17 protein-coding genes are annotated in these 21,280 nt (G+C 30.6%); 4 read left to right on the top strand and 13 right to left on the bottom strand.

What is annotated here, in order from left to right; translation table 11 throughout:
* Window positions 1-16: 16 nt before the first annotated feature.
* From ACJJVO_RS02890 to ACJJVO_RS02850, 9 genes are all read right to left on the bottom strand, one after another.
* Window positions 17-2,998, bottom strand: coding sequence for a type I restriction endonuclease subunit R (locus ACJJVO_RS02890; protein ID WP_405570213.1), 2,982 nt, complete (start codon window positions 2,996-2,998; stop codon window positions 17-19).
* A gap of 226 nt (window positions 2,999-3,224) precedes the next feature.
* Window positions 3,225-4,562: an ATP-binding protein gene (locus tag ACJJVO_RS02885; protein WP_405570210.1), complete on the bottom strand. Its 1,338-nt coding sequence runs from the start codon at window positions 4,560-4,562 to the stop codon at window positions 3,225-3,227.
* A gap of 9 nt (window positions 4,563-4,571) precedes the next feature.
* Window positions 4,572-5,882 carry a restriction endonuclease subunit S gene (locus ACJJVO_RS02880; protein WP_405570208.1) on the bottom strand — a complete coding sequence of 437 codons (1,311 nt, stop codon included), beginning with the start codon at window positions 5,880-5,882 and terminating at the stop codon, window positions 4,572-4,574.
* Window positions 5,882-7,666 carry an N-6 DNA methylase gene (locus ACJJVO_RS02875; RefSeq protein ID WP_405570206.1) on the bottom strand — a complete coding sequence of 595 codons (1,785 nt, stop codon included), beginning with the start codon at window positions 7,664-7,666 and terminating at the stop codon, window positions 5,882-5,884. Before ACJJVO_RS02875 ends, ACJJVO_RS02880 begins: the two co-directional genes overlap by 1 nt.
* Complete coding sequence (locus ACJJVO_RS02870; protein ID WP_405570204.1) at window positions 7,659-7,955, bottom strand: hypothetical protein; 297 nt, start codon at window positions 7,953-7,955, stop codon at window positions 7,659-7,661. Before ACJJVO_RS02870 ends, ACJJVO_RS02875 begins: the two co-directional genes overlap by 8 nt.
* Before the next feature lie 7 nt (window positions 7,956-7,962).
* Complete coding sequence (locus ACJJVO_RS02865) at window positions 7,963-8,424, bottom strand: hypothetical protein (protein WP_405570202.1); 462 nt, start codon at window positions 8,422-8,424, stop codon at window positions 7,963-7,965.
* A 55-nt stretch (window positions 8,425-8,479) separates the two neighbouring features.
* Entirely contained in the window at window positions 8,480-9,511 is a 1,032-nt protein-coding gene (locus ACJJVO_RS02860) for a hypothetical protein (RefSeq protein ID WP_405570199.1), read from the bottom strand.
* Between the two features lies 1 nt (window position 9,512).
* Window positions 9,513-11,216: an AAA family ATPase gene (locus ACJJVO_RS02855; protein WP_405570197.1), complete on the bottom strand. Its 1,704-nt coding sequence runs from the start codon at window positions 11,214-11,216 to the stop codon at window positions 9,513-9,515.
* 638 nt (window positions 11,217-11,854) lie between these two features.
* The gene (locus ACJJVO_RS02850; RefSeq protein WP_405570194.1) at window positions 11,855-12,877 is read right to left on the bottom strand and encodes a helix-turn-helix transcriptional regulator; all 1,023 of its coding nucleotides are present in this window, start codon (window positions 12,875-12,877) and stop codon (window positions 11,855-11,857) included.
* A 92-nt stretch (window positions 12,878-12,969) separates the two neighbouring features.
* On the opposite strand from ACJJVO_RS02850, the gene ACJJVO_RS02845 reads away from it, so the two are divergent.
* From ACJJVO_RS02845 to ACJJVO_RS02830, 4 genes are all read left to right on the top strand, one after another.
* Entirely contained in the window at window positions 12,970-13,347 is a 378-nt protein-coding gene (locus ACJJVO_RS02845) for a hypothetical protein (RefSeq protein WP_405570192.1), read from the top strand.
* A 320-nt stretch (window positions 13,348-13,667) separates the two neighbouring features.
* The gene (locus ACJJVO_RS02840; protein WP_405570190.1) at window positions 13,668-14,981 is read left to right on the top strand and encodes a reverse transcriptase domain-containing protein; all 1,314 of its coding nucleotides are present in this window, start codon (window positions 13,668-13,670) and stop codon (window positions 14,979-14,981) included.
* Window positions 14,981-15,775 (top strand): hypothetical protein, encoded by a 795-nt coding sequence (locus ACJJVO_RS02835; RefSeq protein ID WP_405570187.1) that lies wholly within the window; start codon window positions 14,981-14,983, stop codon window positions 15,773-15,775. Before ACJJVO_RS02840 ends, ACJJVO_RS02835 begins: the two co-directional genes overlap by 1 nt.
* Window positions 15,776-15,848: 73 nt before the next feature.
* Window positions 15,849-17,198 carry an ATP-dependent RecD-like DNA helicase gene (locus ACJJVO_RS02830; protein ID WP_405570184.1) on the top strand — a complete coding sequence of 450 codons (1,350 nt, stop codon included), beginning with the start codon at window positions 15,849-15,851 and terminating at the stop codon, window positions 17,196-17,198.
* Window positions 17,199-17,420: 222 nt separating this feature from the next.
* On the opposite strand, the gene ACJJVO_RS02825 is transcribed toward ACJJVO_RS02830, so the two are convergent.
* Genes ACJJVO_RS02825 through ACJJVO_RS02810 form a run of 4 tightly spaced genes read right to left on the bottom strand, consistent with a single transcriptional unit; the run spans window position 17,421 to window position 20,848 of the window.
* Window positions 17,421-18,308 (bottom strand): hypothetical protein, encoded by an 888-nt coding sequence (locus tag ACJJVO_RS02825; RefSeq protein ID WP_405570181.1) that lies wholly within the window; start codon window positions 18,306-18,308, stop codon window positions 17,421-17,423.
* On the bottom strand, window positions 18,305-19,000 hold the full coding sequence (locus ACJJVO_RS02820; RefSeq protein ID WP_405570179.1) for a hypothetical protein: 696 nt from the start codon (window positions 18,998-19,000) through the stop codon (window positions 18,305-18,307). The genes ACJJVO_RS02825 and ACJJVO_RS02820 overlap by 4 nt, the downstream gene beginning before the upstream one ends.
* A complete protein-coding gene (locus ACJJVO_RS02815) occupies window positions 19,000-19,881 on the bottom strand; it encodes a FlgO family outer membrane protein (protein WP_405570176.1) in 882 nt (293 codons plus the stop codon). The genes ACJJVO_RS02820 and ACJJVO_RS02815 overlap by 1 nt, the downstream gene beginning before the upstream one ends.
* Window positions 19,871-20,848 (bottom strand): hypothetical protein, encoded by a 978-nt coding sequence (locus ACJJVO_RS02810; RefSeq protein ID WP_405570174.1) that lies wholly within the window; start codon window positions 20,846-20,848, stop codon window positions 19,871-19,873. The genes ACJJVO_RS02815 and ACJJVO_RS02810 overlap by 11 nt, the downstream gene beginning before the upstream one ends.
* Window positions 20,849-21,280 lie beyond the last annotated feature (432 nt).

The raw sequence follows: 21,280 nt of genomic DNA, 5'->3' as shown, positions 1-21,280 counted from the left end.
TAATGTTTATATTTTACTACCTGCCAATCCCTCTAACTTCACGATCATAAAACTCTTTAAACATCATCGATTTAAAAAGCGTATTGGCTTTATCATCTGTCATTTTATTATAAAAATCCAACTTGGTATTTATAAAATCTAAAAACTCACTATCAACTACTTCTTCAAACTTATCTTTGATATTACTTTTAGAGTTTTGTTTATTGAAATAAGACATTAACTCTTCGTTGTCATAAAGGTTTTTCTTAACACGATTAAAGTCAACTTTGTCTTCTTCTGATAGCTCTAAACCAAAAGTATCATTCAATACTTTTATTATTTTAGTCAAGAAATCTATTTCTTCTTCTTTTTCTTGACCAGCTCCTCCAGGTGTCATTCCATAATCTTCTCCATCTTCTGAGACTAGGTCTAGACTTGCTGTAAACTTATGTTGAATTTTATAACTATCTAATTCAATATCATTTACGACATCTACAGGTAAATCACTTTTAACGTACGGTAACTTTTTAAGTAAAGCAGAAAGAAACACGTACTTTTTTTCTAAATCCACATCTGTAAACTGAATAATCTGACTTAAAAAGCGATAGATTTTAGTATAAGACTTTGCAGCTGCTTTAAACGCGTTTTTATCTTCATCCTCAAGCTCATTATCAAAACGTTTAGCAATGTTTCCTAATATAGGCTGAATAGCCTCCATGTTGTCATCTGGCTTAAAGAATACCTCTGCAAATGCTCCTACTTCTGTATCATAAAACACATTAAAGCTATCTACTAGATCTAAAATGGTATATAAACTATTAGGATCGGTTTCATTTTCTTCTTCCATATAGTTTTTTCCATAGAAATGCTGAAAATCTGCACGTACTAATTCTGGATCATTAACAAAATCTAAAACCATAGTAGAGTCCTTTCCTCTTCGGTTTCTGTTTAATCGGGATAAAGTTTGTACCGTACTTGCTCCTCCTAATTTTTTGTCTACAAACATGGTGTGCAGTAAAGGCTCATCGAAACCTGTTTGAAATTTATTAGCAACAATTAATAATCTATTTGCTGGCAACTTTAGAGCTTCAGGTATACTTATTTTACCTTCTAAATTATTCATACCGTTTTCTGTAAACTCTTCATTAGAGTCCGGATCTTTTACAGTTCCTGAAAATGCTACCAACGCTCTGTAAGGCAAATTCATTTCTTTAAGAATAGTATCAAACTTCAGCTTAAAGCGTACGGCGTGTAAACGCGATTTTGTTACCAACATGGCTCTAGCTTGTCCCTGTATTTCGTTTTGCGTTTGGCTTGTAAAATGCTCTAGCATAATACGTGCTTTTTTATCTATAGCATGATCTTGAAGATCTACATAATTTCCTAAAACGCGTACTGTTTTCTTCTTATCGTATTCCTTATCTTCAATTTCTGTACGTTTCACTAATTTGTAATAGCGTTTAAAAGACATATAGTTTTGCAATACATCTTTTATAAAGCCTTCCTTAATGGCTTCCTCCATGGTGTACTCATCAAAAGGTTCAATTTTACCATTTATTTTTGTACCAAATAACTCTATTGTTTTTTGCTTTGGTGTTGCTGTAAAAGCAAATTGCGAAATGTTTGGTTGTTGTCCTTTTTTAGAAATTTCTTCAGCAATAATCTCATCAGCGGTTTTAATATTAGCTTCGTCTTGCTCTGCTTCCTCTAGGCTTAACGCTTTACGCATTTGTCTTGACGATTCTCCCGATTGTGAGCTATGTGCCTCATCTATTAAAATAGCATATTTTCGATCTGGATAATTAGTTACATTTTGTGCTATTACTGGAAACTTTTGAATGGTTGTAATTATAATTCGTTTTTTATCTTCAATTGCATCTTTTAAATCTTGAGACGTTGATCTTTCGTCTATATAAGCAACAACACCAGGCGTGTTATCTAGTTGACGAATATTATCTTGTATTTGCTTGTTTAACACACGTCTATCTGTAACTACAATGATAGAATCGTATAATGCTTTTTCATCGGTATAGTTTTGATAAAAATTAGCTAATCTATATGCTAGCCAAGTAATGGTATTTGATTTTCCTGAACCTGCAGAATGTTGCACCAAATAGTTTTTACCCGTACCATCTGTTTTTAAAGCTTCTATAATGCGTTTAACTGCTCTACGTTGATGAAAACGAGGAAACAGTAATTTGGTAGATTTTTTATCTTCTAGCTTCTTTGTTTTTGGGTTATATACTTTTTCCTTATCGGTTTGTACACTAATAAAGTTTTGCACTAAATCTAGTAAAGAATCTTTGCGCAATACATCCTGCCAAAGGTACTCTACTGCAAAACCAGTATCTGAGTGATTTGTTAACCCAGTATTAAATGGTAAAAAGTAAGTCGATTTTCCTTTTAACTCTGTTGCCATAAACACTTTTTCTGTACCTACTGCAAAATGAACTAAGCAACGTTTAAACTCTAAAAAAGGTTCGCCTTTAGGTTGGCGATCTTGCATAAACTGTTTAATAGCATTGTGATGGTTTTGACCTGTTAAAGCATTTTTAAGTTCTGCGGTAACAACAGGTAGACCATTTATAAATAACACAAAGTCAATCTCGTTATTATTACGATTAGAGTATTTTAGTTGACGTACAATGGCTAAACGGTTTTTAGCATATGCGACTTCGTGCTCTGGTGTTTTATTATTGGCAGGTTTAAAATAAGCTAAATCTAGTTTTTGACCACGATCTTTAACACCATTACGCAGCACCTCTAAAGTTTTATTTTTGGTAATATTTTTAGCTACGTTTTCTACAATTTTGGTATCTACTAAAGCGCCGTATTGTTTAGCTAATTCTTCATACTTTTTAGGTTGTGTATCTTTTACAAATGCAATAATTTCTGAAGGAATAACACACAAGTCTTTATCATACAAATTAGGTAAAACAGTATGGTATTCTTTAACTGTATTAACTAAGTAATTTTCTATATGTGCTTCGAAATGGATTTCTTTAGTTCCTGATGCCATTTTAATCTATTTTTACTCTTGTTCTATTTTTTTTGGTCCAATAAAGCCACTGTTATTTTAACTTGCTGGACCAAGTGTGGCTCCATTATGAGCCCTTTATCAATTTAATAATTCTACTTTTGAGCCCTTTAATACATACGTAAACCCTTGTCTTTACTAGGATTATCTTATGTTGAGCATTTTTAGTTTAAAATATTGAGCCCATTATGAGCCCTTTATTTTTAATTTATGAGTCCTTATTGAGCCCTTTTAAAATGTATATGGTACCAACTCCTGTGGTACCCACTTTTTCAATAAAACTTTTTTCTAAATCATTTAAATACCTAGTCGCTGTAGCTTTGCTTACATCACATAATTTTTGAACATCAGTATTTGTTATGTTTTCATTTTCTTGCAAGTACAATACAATTTTTACCAATTCTTTTTTCAAACCCATTTTACTGAGCCCTTTCTCTGAATAACTAATTAATGTTACTTGAAAATCTGGTGCTGTATTTGCAAAAATTGGAGGTGCAATGTTATGTGCTTTACACGCGTTTATGATTTTTATAGTACCACGTCCCCAAGATTCTATATATCCTGCTCTAAATAAAGTGTTTGCTATATCTGGGTTAAATGGTTTTGATGGGTGTTTCTCTGTTAACCTATCTACCGTCCAATTTTCAGGTAACTGACCTTCGTTCCAAAATATAATTTTATTGTTGTAAACACTTATTTGAATAGGAATACCACTGCTGTAATCTTTATGCGCAATAGCGTTTAACAAAGCTTCTCTAACTGCGTCTTGTGGAAAAGTGAATTTCTCCTCACGTGCGCCATCATCTGTATATGAAATAGCCGCTTTATCATATTTTGTTTTAAGCAAGTCTAAAGCTTCTTCGGCTTGTTCTAGAAGGTTGCCTTTTATTTCATCTTGGTATTTTAAATCGTCATCATCTTCAAAAAAACCTATTTTGATAAATGCCCCTGTAATATATTTTTCTGGATTGGGATGAAATAACAATACCGCAGCTCTTTTAAGCATGGTGTCATTATCTGCATACAGGTTTAAGCTTTCTAATAGCTCTTTATTGTTGCCTTCTAAATCTTCGGTAGATAAACGTTTACTTTTTTCTGCTTTGACCTTAAAAGCAGAAAACGTACTTTCTTTTAAATCTTCTACTGAAATACTTGGTACAGGCACGCCATCCCATTTTTCACCTTGGCGTTCTAATAAAAATTTAGTTAAAGCAGCGCCTTTTAATTCTTGTAAGGTACTACCAGAACGGTAATAGTATTTACCACGTAAACTTATAGGGAACGGATAATGCTCCACTATAATCTCTAAATATTCTAAGCCGTCTTTTGTGTGCAAATTTACTGCAACCATTACCCCTAACACATCGCGTATTTGGTTGGGTAAATCTTCTAGTAGTTTTCTGGCATTATCTATGCCCTTAACAACCCCATTATCGTCAATACCAATATATAGGGTGCCACCTTGTGCATTAGCAAAACCAGAAACCCATTTTAGGTACTTCTCGTGCCAAGATTCTTTCCACTCTATATGTTGACTCTCTGCCATAATTACAAGTTAGTTTTGAGTTGGTGCTTGCCAATCTCTTACATCTATTTTACCGGTTACCGCTTCGCTAATGATAGATTGACGATAGGCTTTTAGTTTTTGAATCTGAGTAAATAATAAACTTGTTGATTGATTAATCTTATCAATAATTTGACTTAAATATTTCATAATTAAGTCTTGTTCTTTTACTGGTGGCACAGGAATAGAAATGTTAACTAAAGCATCTTGAGTTAATTTAGGTTGTGCAGCACCAACAATTAGAGGTGTATAGTCAATTAGTTCTAACATTTCAGCCATATAATTTATGTTACCTGTTTTAGGATGAATTATGTGTGCGTGATTGTTAACCCAATATTGTCCTTTTGCTATAAATGCAAGTCGTTTTGAGCGTGTTAATAAATTAGCTCCATCTTCTCCAATTAATATATTATCATCATCAAATAAATAGTTTTCAACTTTATCAATAACTCCAGAAGCACCATAGTAATCATATATTTTATTTTTCATTACACCTCTTTCTGAAGAACTTAAAGGAACTCTAATTTTATTGAGATTATCAAATTCGTGCTTTATTTTCTTCACTGACCAATGCTCAGGAATTTCACCCAACCACTCTATACCAGAATCTTTTAGTTTGGTATTTGGGTTTAAACCTTTGGTAACCGCTTCGTTAATTATGGCTTGGCGTTGTGCTTGTAGCTTTTTTATTAATTGCTCCTTTTTTTCTATTAAAGCATCAATAATTTGGGTTTTGTGGTCTAGGTAGTTGGCTATTTGGGTTTGTTCTTTAAGAGTAGGCAAAATAAAAACGCAGGATTTTACATCTTCTTTGTTTAACTTTGGTTGAGCAGAAGATGTTGCTTTGTCTAATAATTGTGAATGCAAATAAAATGAAGTCAAGGATATATAGGCAAACCTTTTATTTAGAACATCCTTAAATTTCAATAAAAACATATTTGGACCTAAAGAAGCTTTTCCTTCTATACCTTCATAAATCCAAGCTAGACCAGCATAAGCTCCAACATTTGCTAAAAGAATCTCGCCTCCAAAAAGTTCTGATTTTTTTAAATAATTATGAGAAGCTTCATCGAGGTATATTCCTTTATTTTTAAAATCCGCTCTTAAATCAGTCAATCTAACTAACCTTGAAGTTCCTTCTTCTAAATAGTTTACATTTTTAGCCAAATCACCAAAGGAACCATTCGATGTAAAATCAGTAAGAATATCTATTAAATATCTAAAATTTACAATTTTCCAATCTTTGGGTACTTCATTAACACCCAAAATACCACTTTCTTTATACGCTTCGTATGTCTTCATTAGGCTAACAAATCATTTAAAAGGGTTGAAATATCTTTTTCAAGGTCTACAATTTCGGCTTTAATTTCAGCAGCAGGCTGTAAGCCTTTATACTCGTAAAAGTATTTGGTAAAGTTAATTTCGTAACCAATACGTGTTTTATCGTAATCTATCCATGCTTCTGGTACGTGTGGTAATACCTCGTTAGTGAAATAGGTTTCTATATCGTCTGTTAAGGGTACGTTTTCTTTATCGCGCTTTTTAGAGTCGGGTTTTGGGTTACCTTTACTCATCACTATTTTACCATCTTTGTATAGCGGTTGTTCTATTGTGAGTTGGTAATAGCCAAAATCGTCATTATTAAATATTTTACAATATTCGCTCTCTTCAAAATTGGTATATAAATCTAACAGAGCTTCAATATGAGCTTCGTTAAGTTCATTACGTTTGTTACCTAAACTCTTTTTGTTAGAGCGTGCAAAAATATGCTCGCTTTCTTCTTTTCCTTTGGCATTAGTGCCAGTTACTTTACTGGCATTACCATTAATTAATTGCACTTTACCTTTACGGTTTTCGGCTTTTTTATTGGTTAAAAACCAGATATAGGTGTTAATACCTGTGTTGTAAAACAAATCTTTAGGTAAGGCTACAATACACTCTAGCCAATCGTTTTCTATAATCCATTTACGTATGTCGCTTTCGCCACTTCCGGCATCGCCTGTAAATAATGGGGAACCGTTGGTTACCACACCAATTCTAGAACCGTTGGTTTGGTCCATTTTAGCAATCATGTGTTGTAAGAACAATAATTGTCCGTCGCTAGTACGTGGTGTTCCTGCATAAAAACGACCTGCCGGATTTAAGGCTTCGTTTTCTATAAAGTTTTTATCTTTTTTCCACGTTACACCATATGGTGGATTTGCCATCATGTAGTGAAATTGCTTGCCTTGAAATTGGTCGTCTGTAAATGAGTTACCATGTTTTACATCTCGTGGATTTTCACCAGAGATTAAGGCTTCAGATTTTGCAATAGCACAAGACTGCTCATTTAATTCCTGACCATAAGTTAACATGGTAGGTTTGTTGTTGGAATCTTTGCAGATTTCGTCTAAAACATAGTTTTTTCCTAGATTAACCATACCACCTGTACCACAAGCAGGATCAAAAATGGTACGTATAATACCAGATTTACTAAGCTCTTCTTTTTCAGGTGTAAAGATGATGGCATTCATTAATGCAATAACATCACGTGGTGTAAAATGCTCTCCTGCTGTTTCGTTAGATTGCTCGTTAGAAATACGGATTAACTCTTCGAACACGTAACCCATAGAGTGGTTATCGATAGTATCTTGATGCAAGTCTATTTTACAGATGGCATCAATCATTTCATACAACAAACGGTTTTTTACCAATCGCGCTATAATTTTATCGAATTGAAAGCTTTCTAAAATATCGCGTACTTCTGGATTAAATCCGTTTAAGTAGTTATTGAAGTTAATTTCAATGTATTGCGGTTCGTCTTTTAACGAATTAAGCGTGTGTTTTGATGTGTTGTAATACGTTAAACCACCTGCTGCTTTTTTAAGGATTGGATCTAACTTGTCTTCGCTAACCTTATCTTTAAAATCGTTGTAGCTTTTACGTACATTTTCGTTTACGTTTTCGAGCATACAATCTAGTCTACGTATTACTACAAAAGGTAATAGCACATCTCCAATTTCATTTTTCTTAAAGGCATCACGTAAGACATCGTCTGTGATTTGCCATATGAATCCTACGTCTACTTTGTTGTTTATGTTACTCATTATTTGATTTTTGTTTTAAGGCTTCACTTAATAAATCTCTTGATAAATGTCTTAAATTGTCATGCACTCCATTTAACCTAAGCACAAATAAATCTCCAAGAAACCACTTAATTACTCCAGATTCATTGCAGCACATATAATTACCATCTTTAGGTTCTATATTAGTTTTGAAGAATAGAGAATCTTCTTCGTTACAAAAAAAGCGAGCATCTACTTTTAGATAATCAGAAGAAATCTTATTGCGTATCATGTTGATTTTACCCTCTATTTCGCATTTTACATTTGCCATAATTTAGTTATTTTTTTCTTAATTTATAGAAGCGATCGTCCATCTGTATATCTCTTAATATTTGAAAGCTCGATAAGTATGAAACCTCACTAGCTTTACTAAAATCCTTAAACAGTACAGAAGTCCGAACAGGCCCGCAACTTACTCCTTCTTTAGTGTATGTTCTGTTTTTAACATAAGGATACACAATATTTACACTTAAATCAAGGCGCTCTGCTATATAGTAAGCTGATTTCCCCTTGTGGTAATCAGCTCTAAATACTTTTAGTTCGCTATTAAGACCTAATAGATGCTTTTGACCAACTTCATTAATGTCGTAATAATCACTTACTTCTGGACCAACAGGTTTATCTCCATTTGACATATAGATTAACAGTTCTAATTCAAAGGCACGCATGAACTTTTTAATAACACCATTGGTACCAACCAACTCTTGTTCTCTAAACTTATCAAAATTTGTTATTATCATAGTTTGATTTTTCTTTAACAAATGTAGGCTCTATTTGTGTGGTGGTTGTGTGTTGTTAAAAATTGATGATATTTTCTTTTTTATCGGGGTTACTTAACAAGCATCTATTTTCAAAATTTTGAATAACTTCATTAGTAATTTCATTTAACTTAGTAACTAAATTTTGAGTAGAATCTCTGTATTGCTTTTGAGCTAATGAATAAATATCAAATTCGTTACTTGTTGTAATAATTTCTTGATTTTTATTAAAATAAATTAAAGTATCTCCACTTTTTATTCTTAAATAATTAGTTATAATATGTCTATCATGTTCATCTCCAATTTTACCTTTTGGAACAGGAATAAAATTAATATTTGGTTCTGGACAATATTTATTTATACTCTTAACTGCACTTTTTATTTTTTGTTTTAAAGACTGTAAATCTGGGCCTTCATCATACTTTTCACTTAATTTGTCAACAAAGGGATTAATCTGATAAATAAATGTTAAACTTGGTCGTTGAGTCTGATTTTTAAAAAGTGCACCTAATATTTTCTTCAAATTAAATTCAAATAAACCCAAATTGCCTCCGACTGTCGACCCTTTAAACATATATCTATCTACAATGACAATAGAAGAAAATGGTCTATTATAAATTTCAATATCATCCCAAGACTTAAATTGAGCACCTCCTATTCTTATATTTTCTTGTATTGACACCTGTGTTTGATTTAAAAACAGTTTTTTTAAAACCTCTATTTCTTCTCCTACTTCCCCTATGAGAACTTTATTTGCTTGCTTAACCTTTTTAGTCACTGTTCTTAGTAAATAAACATTATTATTGTTATTAATGTCATCAATGCAGAATGTTTCTTCTAAATCTATTTTTTTAATAAATATGATGTTAAGTTCATTTTCCTTTCTGCCACCAGTTTCAATAAATTCCAAAATTTGCAACTCTAATGCTTCATCTATTTCGTCAAGTTCAAAATTGAACTGTAAGTTAATTTGTCTTTTTAACAATTTATGAATGTCATCTCCTATCTCATAATTGTCCAAGTTTTTAAAGAAGCTAATAGCATTCTCTTCATCGAAAATTACAGTCATATTACAATAATTTTCTAGTTAATTTTCTAGAGACATCAAAGAAACCAGAACCAAAATCTTCAATAAATTTACCCTCCTCGTCATATTGCATTTTATATGGTCCTTTATTCTCATCAAAATAGTACACCCCAAAAGGAATATTCTTAACATCACATTTTTGTTTTTCTATTAACCCTTTTACACAATTTTGTGACTGTCTCAACATATATTCAGAGTGCGTTTCTATAACAAACCTAACACCGAACCGAGTATAAGTATCAAGAAACAAATCAGTTAACTTAGATTGTAAAGCTGGATGAAGGTTGGCTTCTGGCTCTTCAATTATAACAACTTGGTTAGCATCAGATATTTGAGGGAAATAAAAATTCTTTTTTAAAATCACTTTTTTCTCATTAATTTTTTGTGCAATCTTAAGTAGAATTGTAAATATTTGTCCTGCACCAAAACCTTTGTCGGCAATATTAATAGGCTTTTTTATTCCTTTTTCAAAAACATTAATGATACTTGCTTGTCCATAGATAGATATTATTTCATAGTTTGTTCCTATATCAAATTCATCCATCCATTTTATAATAAACATATCAGCATCAGATCCTTTTTTAATCTCTTTTTTAATCTCTTCTTTTGCTAATTTACTTATATCATCCGATGATTCTTTATTTAGAATTAAACGCTCCTGATTATATCTATGAGGAGATAAATGATCTATATCAAACTGAAACAAATCCATTAATTCATCACTAAAACTACTCAGTTTTATAGTTTCATCCTTTACATCAATCTTCCCGACGTTTATCTTACTGTTTCTGAAATATGGAAGTAAAATTCTATTAAAAATGTTGTTTAGATTTAAATCGTTCTGAGATAATTTATCTAATTCAAATGATGGTGAAAAAATTACTTCTTCTGCATCTTTAATGGTTTCACTTCCTGTATCTCTTAATTTCTTATCAAGTAATTTCAAATCACTAACTAATTTTTCTAGTTCTGTACTTAAAGTTACTCGTGATTTTAAATCTAAATCTTTGATTTTTTGAAACGTAGAAAGGCCAACTCCAGCAGCTAAAGTACTTCCGATCATCGGGAAAGGAGTTCTTAGCAATGTCATCAAACTAGTCGTTTTAATTGACGAATCTAGTTGAAGACCAAGCTTATTTTTAATTTCCGACTCAGTTTCCCCAATCTTTTTCTCAATCCTTCTTTTTGCTTCTATTAATTTTTTGTTTTCAATTGATGCATTTGAATAATTCTTTCTATTCAAGAATCTATTATTAAAAGACATACCATATGAATGACCTCCCTGTCTATTAAATTCAATTTTAGAATCGTCTTGTCTATTAATTATCGCTAACGATTCCAATATTCCACGTTGAAAATTTTCTTGTTTAGCAATTAATCTTGGAGAAAACACTAAGGAAAACAAGTGTCCATGTCTTTCAAATTCAAAAGAAATATTTGATTTTGTATTATTCTTCCAATTTATACAATTAGAATAATTCTCAATCTTATGATTGCCTGAGTTATCTCCTAAAAAATCTAATTCAAAATGATTTGTTGAATTAGTGTAATCACTCAAAACCATAAGTGCTTTTAAGACACTTGACTTTCCTGAATTATTTTTCCCAGTAAAAAAGGTGATTGGAGCCAAATCAAGTTCCCAAGTATCCTTGATTTTTCTGAAGTTTGATATTTTAATTTTTTCCATTACTCAATTTTAAACGCATTATATAATCAAAAAATTGGCAGACATCTTTACCTACCAATTTTTTAATACTACTGTGATAGATCACAACTGAGGTCAATGCCTTACTTTTTTTCCTCATTTGATGCACCATTTTTTAGTGCCTCCAAAATAACAGGAATTGCTGCTATAGCAACTCCTATTAAAACTTCTTTAAACTTATTCATTTCGAAAAATTTAGGTTATGCCTACATAATTGCTTTTAAATTGACATTGTAGACTTATATCAATTGCCATTAGACAACTTATTTCTTAATGACAATGCAAATATTAGAACTACTTGTGCAATCAAGGCGCACACGTCTAATTATAATTATTTTTCGATAGAATAGCTATTCTAAAACATAAACATGGTTAGAATTATCCACGTCAAGTTTAAGATAATTTACTAATAAAAAAGACTATTTCCTCTCTTTTTTATAGGATTTCTTCTTTTTATTTTCATCTAAATTATTGATAAGAACAAGTATTACTTATACAGATATACTTCATAGTGTTTTAAAATTAATGATATTAAACAATCTCCACTACTTGTTTTTTTTATTGGCTGTTTATATAGATACTAATTGTGCGCCTATTAATATAAATAGCCTCTGTGTAAACTAATAATTTTCAGCCATTTTTATAATTCGGTCTCTTATCGTTAGTTTTAAAGCTTCTGGTTCTAAGATACGTACTTTCTCTCCGTGCTCTAAAATTTTGGTTTCTATCTCATAGTTTAAAACAACATTTATGGTAATATCGATAAAACCATCTTCTAAGGTTCTAAGGTTTTCAATGCCACCTGAAGACTGGGATTCGTGTAACGGCTTACTATTAATATATGGCCAAAGCTCTTTATTTATTCTTAAAACAACTTTAGATGGCTCTTTTTCATGATTTATAGTAACACCTATTACATTGTTAAAATACTCATTAAAATTAATTTTGGTTTCAATATATGGCACTTGCAGTTCTTGGATATTATCTATTCTATCAATAGCCTTCTTGTAAATGGAATCTAACTCTACATTGTAACCAAATAAAAACCATCTATTATTATATTGTTTTAAATAATAAGGATGAAGTTCATAGGTATCTATTGAATTCGTTCTAAAACTTTCAGAAGTTATTTTTAGAGGTTTTTTATAAATTATAGCACGATATAAATTTGAAATATGCTCTAACCCCTTTAAATATGGGTTACTTTCGAAGTCGATAACAGGTGTACCTGCTTTTATTAAACCAAAACTTGACTCCAGTCTTGTTGTAATATCATTAATCCATTCAAATTGAGGCATACCTTTAAAACGTTTTAACGTCATTAACGCTTCTTTAAGCTGATTAGCTTCTTCGTCATTTAGAGGCTGATTGTTAATTGAAAATGAACTATCTTCATATCTATAATACCTTCTCCTACCATCTTTAATTTTTTCTAAGGGAATAGACCAGCCTTGCTCCGATTCCATAAACCTGACATCATCGTAAAGCTGTCGTTTTTTTATGCCTTCTGAATTGCCATCAAACTCATACAATGAGGTATTACAAGCCTCTAATAAATCTTCTATATAATATCGTCTTCCTGTATTTTGAAAACATTTATCTAAAGTTTGATATCTAATTATAGCGTGTTTATTTGTTGACATAGCTTCAAAATTATTTTACAATGTAAAAATAGAAAAAACATGTGCACTACAGCTGCAATGAATAAAATTATAATTGCAGAAATAAAAACGGCATGCAAACTATTAGTGATTTAAAGAGAAACAAAAATAAAGATGAGATTACCAATGTATGGTTAGCTATAATGAAAATGGATCTACATGAACTAAATCTGCTATTAGATGAAAACATTGACTATGAAGATATAGGGAAAACAAAGTTTATTGACAAATTAGATAAAAATTTTAATAAGTATAAAACTTTTGGTGATTCTGAGTTTTACTTAGACTTAGATATCTGTGAAGGTTGTAATTGTAATAAGCCCGTTTGTAAATTTACTGGTAATCATTCGAACCTACACTTTGCGCTTTATTTTAAAATTGAGAAAAATCAAATATTAGACATATATCATTGTAACTGGTACGGAAATATTAATTTTTCAAATCCATTTTAGAAGTTTATATTTATCAACGCAAATACAGTGCACTGTTAGCACCATTATTTGCAGAGTTCTTTGAAACAACCGAAATTAAAATATTGATTAGCCTATTCTTCGGAATAGGTCGTCTGCCGCATTCGGCAGATAGTTGTAGCTTGCTACAACAAAATGTTTAAGATGTAATTTGTAGAAATCTATAAAAACATCATTAAAGAATATACTAGCTTTTATTTATATATTATTTTATTATAATTATTAAATTTTAAATGCTACAATTTAGATATACATAAAGAAAGAATATAAAATTTCGGTTGCTTTTCAAAGCATAATTACTTATGAAAACAAAACCAAATCAAAAAAAAGAAATTAGGAAGCTATTCAATGAAATGAATAGTAAAACAGATTTTTTAAACCTACTCAATTACACTAAATCTCTAATTTATGGAGTTAAAACATTTCCTTTTACAGAAAAGCAACTCAATTTCTATATTAATATTGATAGGATTCAAAAATCAAAAAGTGTAGAGACCTATAAAACTTTTGAGATAAAAAAGAAATCTGGTAAAAAGAGAATAATTCATTCTCCCTGTAAAGGCCTCAAAGAATTTCAAAAATGCCTAAATATTATATTAAGTACTATTTATAAACCTCATACATCTGCTCATGGTTTTGTTATTGGAAAATCGATTGTTGATAATGCTAAAAATCACGTCACTAAAAATTATGTTTACAATATAGACTTAAAGGATTTTTTTCCAAGTATAGATTCTAATAGAGTTTGGGGCAGATTAACGGTAAAACCCTTTAATCTTGGAACTACTGAAAGTAGAAAACAGATTGCTAATATGATAAAAAGCATTTGCTGTACTCCAATGAAAGTTGAAAGGCATATTGAAGGAGCATGGATAACCAAAACCCTTTCCGTTTTACCTCAAGGCGCTGCAACATCTCCTGTTTTAACTAATGCCATATGCGAACGATTAGACATTCAATTAACTGGATTATCTAAGCGTTTTGGACTTGATTATTCTAGGTATGCTGATGATATTACATTTAGTAGTATGCATAATACATATACAACTGACAATGGAAAACAAGAAACCATTTATAAAAAGGATAATACATTTGATAAGGAGTTAAGACGTATAATTAGTACTCAAAATTTTTATATCAATGAAGAGAAAGTTCGTTTACAAAAACGAGGTTATAAACAAGAGGTTACTGGCTTAATTGTAAATAAAAAGGTAAACACTCCTAGTCACTACATAAAAGAAATAAGACAATGGATTTATTTTATAGAATCCAAAGGTTATGATAAAGCCTATGAGTTGTTTTTAAAAAAATATATTAAGAACAAAGGCGAGATAGGTAATTCAAAGCCAAGCATGCTTTTGGTTATTGAAGGCAAATTACTTTATTTAAAAATGGTAAAAGGCGATACTAATGCTACTTATTTGAAATTGAAGTCTCGTTTTGATGAGTTAGCTCAATGCACACCTTCAAAACTCGAGTATAATCTAGAAGATGACGAAACTGTTCTAAATGTTGAGGAAAAAGAAACGATTTATAATAGAGATATAAATGTTATAATAGATGCTATTTTCAACGAAGGTTTAGAAAAAGCAATGAATTTATATAAAGCGAAATAATGAGTAAAGAAAGCAAAGAGTCTTTAGAAAAATTATTGTTATTTATCTCTGATATATGTGAGGAAGATGAAAATGAGTGGTTTAGAAAAGAATTACTCGAAAATTTATCTAAACTAGATACTTCAATACCAAAAAAAACAAACCATGAGCAATTCGATAAAATTGAAAAATATTTAAAACTTGATGGCTTTAAAGTAATCGACTATTCGGATATAAAAAATGAAAGGGTAAGAAATCAATTATTTAGAGATTCTGTAGAAATGTCTAAATATCGCCTTGGTAAATTTAATGATAAAGTGAATTTCGATGAATTTTGCAGATATGCATGCCTTCAAACAGAAGAACTTTTAAATTATTTTTTTAATGAAAAATTCCAAAATAACATAATCAAAGCGAATAAGTTTATCACTAAACATTGGTTGGAATATAGAGCTCCAAATAGTAGTAAAATTGCTGCAATATCCATGCACGCTAAATCTACTGGTTTTTTAAGTGAATACGGTTTTAAATACACCTCTTTATCCAGAACATTAGATTTCTTAAGAGATTTTAGAAATGAATTAAGTCACAGAAATAGTTATGAATTAAACAATGAAGATAACATTTTATCTTCATTAGCATTAAAAAAACTTGATGTCTCATCTTCTTTTATTGACTACCAAAGTACAACAAAACGAGACCAAGAATTGTTCTATAAAGGACGATTTATTTATTTAAAAAGAAGACAAGATTATTCTGAAATTATTGATGCTTTAGAAATTTTAAAAGAAGCTGTAATTACTGTTTTAAAATAACTTTAATCCTGTGCAGATACAATGCACAAAAACACACTTTATTTGTAACGTTGAACAATTAAAACGATACATTATGAAGAATACAATTACCATTTTAGACCATTTACAATTTGATTGTCCTACCACTGAGCAGAAAGCTGCTTTACTTGGAATGTCAGATTTCGTAAAAAAAGAAAATAAAGATGACTTCTTTATTTTGTGTGGAGCTGCTGGAACAGGTAAAACTTCAATAACCACAGCACTAATTGGTTACTTAAACTCAAAGTCTGTAGCGTATAATATCGCAGCGCCAACTGGACGTGCTGCCAGAATTTTAGGTAGAAAATCTAAAACGGTAAATAGTACAATTCACTCACTTATTTATAATGTAACGTCAAACCCTGATACTGGGCAAGTAAATTTCATTTTAAAACAAAACGACGTAAAGGATTATAATATCTTCATTATTGATGAAGCTTCAATGATTGCTTCTAAAGCTCCAAATGATTCTAAAAATTTGTTTCAATCTAAAAATTCTCTATTATCGGATTTAATTACGTTTGTTAAAAGTGGTAACCCACTCAATAAGATTATCTTCTTAGGAGATAATAATCAACTACCACCTGTTAATGAAAAAGTGTCTTTAGCTCTTTCAAAAGATTATTTAATAAATCACTTTAATTTAAAAGGAGAAGTAAATTTATTAACAGAAGTAAAACGGCAAGAAGATGGCAGTTACGTCTTGAAAAATGCTAATATTCTTAGAGAAGGGATTGCTAGAGATAAGAAATATGTGAATCTTGAAAATATTAAAAAACAATCTGTAGAAGATGCTGCTAGAGATTATGTTTTAAATTATTTGGCTAACGGAGAAGACTCAATTATATCCATTGGCACTACTCATAACATGAATAAAATGTTCAATAATAATGTTAGATCAAAAATCTACGGTAGAAATGCAAAAACAATTGAGAATGATGATTTACTACTAGTAACACAAACTTGGAAAAGGAATGGTTTTCAGTTATATAGTGGAGATCATGTAAAAGTTAAAGAGGTTGACCTTAATTCAATTGAATTTGTTGCTGGATTACAGTTTGTCCCTATAAAAATAAGTTCAAAAAATCTAAAAGGTGTTGAGGAGATTATAGATGACTATTTACTTTTAGATTCTGTCGTTAATCCGTCTGGACTTACTCCTAAACAAGAAAATCAATTACGTCATGAAAGGTTTAAGAAAAATAAGGTCTACAGAGAATCATTAAACCCTTGGGATGATAGATACATTGGTGCTATTAGAATGACTTATGGACATTCCATAACATGCAATAAAGCACAAGGTGGCGAATGGGATAAAGTATTGGTAAATTCTTTTTATATGCCTTCGTTGAGATATCAATATACTGCTATCACTAGGGCTAAAGAGAATGTTAGCTTTTATTAGAAATCAAATAACACTTAAAAAGAATACTATGAAAGTTGACTATCTAATTCATCAAATTGCAAATGACCGAAAGGTTATTTACTATAAAAATAAAAAAACAGGATGCTTTTTTTATCAATTATAGATCTTAAGTAACATCTTTAATTTTAAGATTGACTGCTTTTGTAGTCATTGAGTGAAATTTCCAACTAAAATTAGTGTTAAAATTAATCGAGGCATTTCTCAAGTTTTAGTTTTGTAAAAATCAGCTATAAAAGGAATTAAAGTTGCCAAAGAAATTAATAGCGCAATACATAACGAAATACCTTTAAAAAAAGAGTCATTTTCTATCTTGCTGAGATAACTCAAGGCTATTGGATAACCAGAGTTCTCATCTCTTGGCCCTGGAGTTAAAATACGACCTTCCTTTCCTATTACTTTATAAGCTACAGTCATTCCTACATTTTCATTAACTGTCGCAAAACCATAAGCTTTACTTTGAGGCTCAACGATTCTAAACTCATCACCAATATTTAATTCATGGGTTGCAGATTTATAATAATCATTACTTAATAATGATTTTCCAATTACTACTACTCTACCTTTTCTTAACAAGGCTGTAGGACTGCTCAACGTTTCAAACGATACATTTCTGCCTAACTCAACATTACCTGTAATAGGCACAATGTAGCTTACACCTTCTAATACATTGCTCTCAATATTGTTATAAACAAATTCTATAAAATCTGAGGCGGGTTTTGACCTTTGTTCGTCGGACAAATATTTAAAATTACCAGCACTTTGCCCATTTTTTCCTTCTATCCGAATTGATATTGGTCCAAACCCAATACGCTGAATATTAACAGTAGAACCAACAGCCAGTTTAAAAGTGCCGTAAAAAACCCCAATACTATCAGTATCGCTGTTGTACATTACAGCATGTTTAATTGGCAATTCTGAATTTACTTGATCTGTAACTTCATATTCTAATAGTTCAGTATTTACAGATAGATTAAACGTGGTAGCAATTGGAATACTTAATAATATAATTAGACAAATTGGAAGCATAAAAATCAGCACCAATAATATCCATTTCAAAACACGACGTTTGTTTTTCTTTTTTTTACTCAAAGCTTAATAGGTTTTACAATCATTTTATGCTTCATAAAATTTGTTCGGTTACCACGCCCTATTCGCTCTTTAATTATTAGTTTACTCGCTGAATTATAATCCTCTATCGGAATAGTACATTTTTTACTATAGGCTACTTTAGGAAACTCTACTGTACTGCATTTAAACTCTAGGAAATCATTATCCTTTTTTTCTACAATGACTGAAGTAGGAACCATAGAATTAACATAAACTGATACACTTTTTGATTCAACTGTTTCGAGCCATCCGCTAACTAAATAAGCCTCTACCTCTCCTTCACAATCCTGACTTAACGTTGATAATATAACGACTTCATTTGCACTATAATCTTCAAGCTCTGATTTGTATTTTGTAGGTAATACAAACTCTTGAATTCCTGATTGTAACTCAGAAATATCATAGTTTATATTAGCAGAATAACGACCGTCTTTAGAGCTTAGTTCTACGCAAAGATTAGCCGTTTCTGTTTCTGGTATTAATACATAAAATGAAGATGGATCAAAATCTTTTTCTTCTTGATCTAGCATTAAACCAACACGCACATTACCACTTACAGGTACTTTATCTTGCCATTGTTCCCAATTAGCATCTAATGCTTTTTCATCTGGATAGGTTTGAGCGAATAATAAAGTAGTAACTAAAAATAATATAATGGTTGAGAACGTTTTCATTATTTAATAGTAAATGTTTTTTCGGCACAAGCTTCTACCATTATTTCGCCTTTGTCTTCAAGATATTTAATATACATCGGATGAGTTATTTTAACCTCAACACCTTCCAAATCGTCAGTAAATGTCTTAAATTTTACAATATAATATTCCGCTCGTCTATCATACAACTCATAAAGACATTTAGTTTTTCCAGCATCTAGAATTAAGGTCTTAGTCAACATTGTTCTACTTTTGACGTCAGCAACTTTAAAATACCTAACAGCAACTATCATTTTTTCATTTGTAGTATTATGAAAACATAAACTACCTTTATCACTCTCACAATTATTAGAATTATCTGTTGTTCCTTTTGTTTTCGTTCCACCAGCATCATAACTCGTATTTGCAATATCCTTTAAATCCTCACTCAATGGTAGTAAACCCATTTTAGCTGCAAATTGTAATGCACTTTCTGTATCCAAAACTTTCACTCTAACCTTAACTTTATCAGCGCCAACCATAGAATACGTGCCAGTAATAATAGCATCAGCAGCTGTAATTTTACCAATCTCCTTTGCTGTATCGTTATCTATAAATCCTTCTGCATTTAACTTATGTTCTTTTAATAATAAATCTAAATGGTTGCGATCAATAATCTCAAAATCATCTCCAAAATTGGTAATATAGACAGAAAAATCTTCCGTGATATAATTACCTAAAGCAGTTTGTTTTCCGTTAGCTTCAAAAAAGCCCCAAACTGCAATTTTCTTTTTAGAATTTTCAGTGATTTTACTTGCTGTGTCTTCTGCTAATTTTTCGAGTTTAGAATCAAAATCTTGACCCTGTACATTTGATAGAAAAAACACTAATGATATTAGAAATAATAGAGATTTAATCTTCATAAAATTGGTTTTTAATTTTAGTTAATATTGATTTAATAGCTTGTTCTTTTGCCGAAGCTCTTTTAAAGCCTAGGCCTTTTGTAGTAATACTCATCGATTTTATTAGGCTAGAATCCTCACTTAAATAGAGTCCACCTTCAAAAGTGATATAAACAAGCTGCATGTTCTTCTCATTGCTATCATAAGAGACAGACAACTTTCCTAAAAGCAATTGATCTGTTCCATTTTGAATTTTAGTAGACATGTCATCAAAAAAATTTCCATTAATTATTCCTTCTAGATGTTTGTCTATAAACTTAGGATCTGGCAATCGGTTAAGTAGTGTATAATCATTTACTGTTTTTAATGTGGACTTAACGCGATTAACAATTGATAAGTCATCTGAATTATCAACACTAATCTTTAAGCCCAGTTTAACAATTTTCTTCTCTATATCTTCTTCAATAAATGAAGCTACGGTTGTAATAATATCATCCCATTGATATATAAACCCATCAACTGATCCTTCTTCTATTGACATTAACATACCAGCAAGTATTTTTTTACTATTATGCATAATATAAAAGGGACTACCACTCATACCCTTTTTAAAAGTATGATGATTTGATTGTGGTGTAACCGTAAAGCTACTCTGGTCTTTAGATGTAATATTTACATGTATATAATTAACTATACCTAAACCATCTAAATAGGCAACAAAGCCTGAGCTAGCATTAGCAATAGCTTCTTTATATACCTTAGCTAACTTAAGTGTTTGATATTTTGATTTTTTATTATTTTCTTTAACACGCAGAATGGCTATGTCGTTTGTATAAGTTTCTAATAATGTTGCATGAGAATTTGATTTACGATTATCGCTTAATACAATATCATCAATAGAAGTGTCTACTACATGAGCTGGCGTTAATACAAACGACTCCCCCAACCTATCAAAACCGATACCATTGCCTATTTCAGAAGCATGCACAAAAATAGGTTCTTGACTATAACCGAACTTGATAAAACAATAAAAGAAAGTAAGAACTAAAAGTTTTTTCATTAAATCTACAGCAGTTATTAAAGTAGGCTCATTTAAAAAACTTAGTGTTTGGGAAGCTAAGCATGTAACCCTCAAAAGAGTAATCAAATATAAATACTTATCCTTAGATATAAACACCTTATATCGAATATATTAGCTTTATAACACTAATTTTAATTTAGTAAGGTAAGTAACAACTATTAATGTAAATTCAAACTTTTGACTAAAACTAAAGTCATAAACCTAAAAATTGACATAATCTGTAGTCATTTAAATTGATGTTTTTTCACCTTATGACTACAAATGAAATCATCAAAGTCTAATGTTATTTTCAAATTAATTTTTAGAAATATTTATTTATTAAAAACATTTATTTAACTT

Origin of the sequence: Winogradskyella sp. Asnod2-B02-A, assembly GCF_045063645.1 — a bacterium.
Taxonomy (GTDB): Bacteria; Bacteroidota; Bacteroidia; order Flavobacteriales; family Flavobacteriaceae; genus Winogradskyella.
This window is presented reverse-complemented; position numbering and strand designations above follow the sequence as displayed.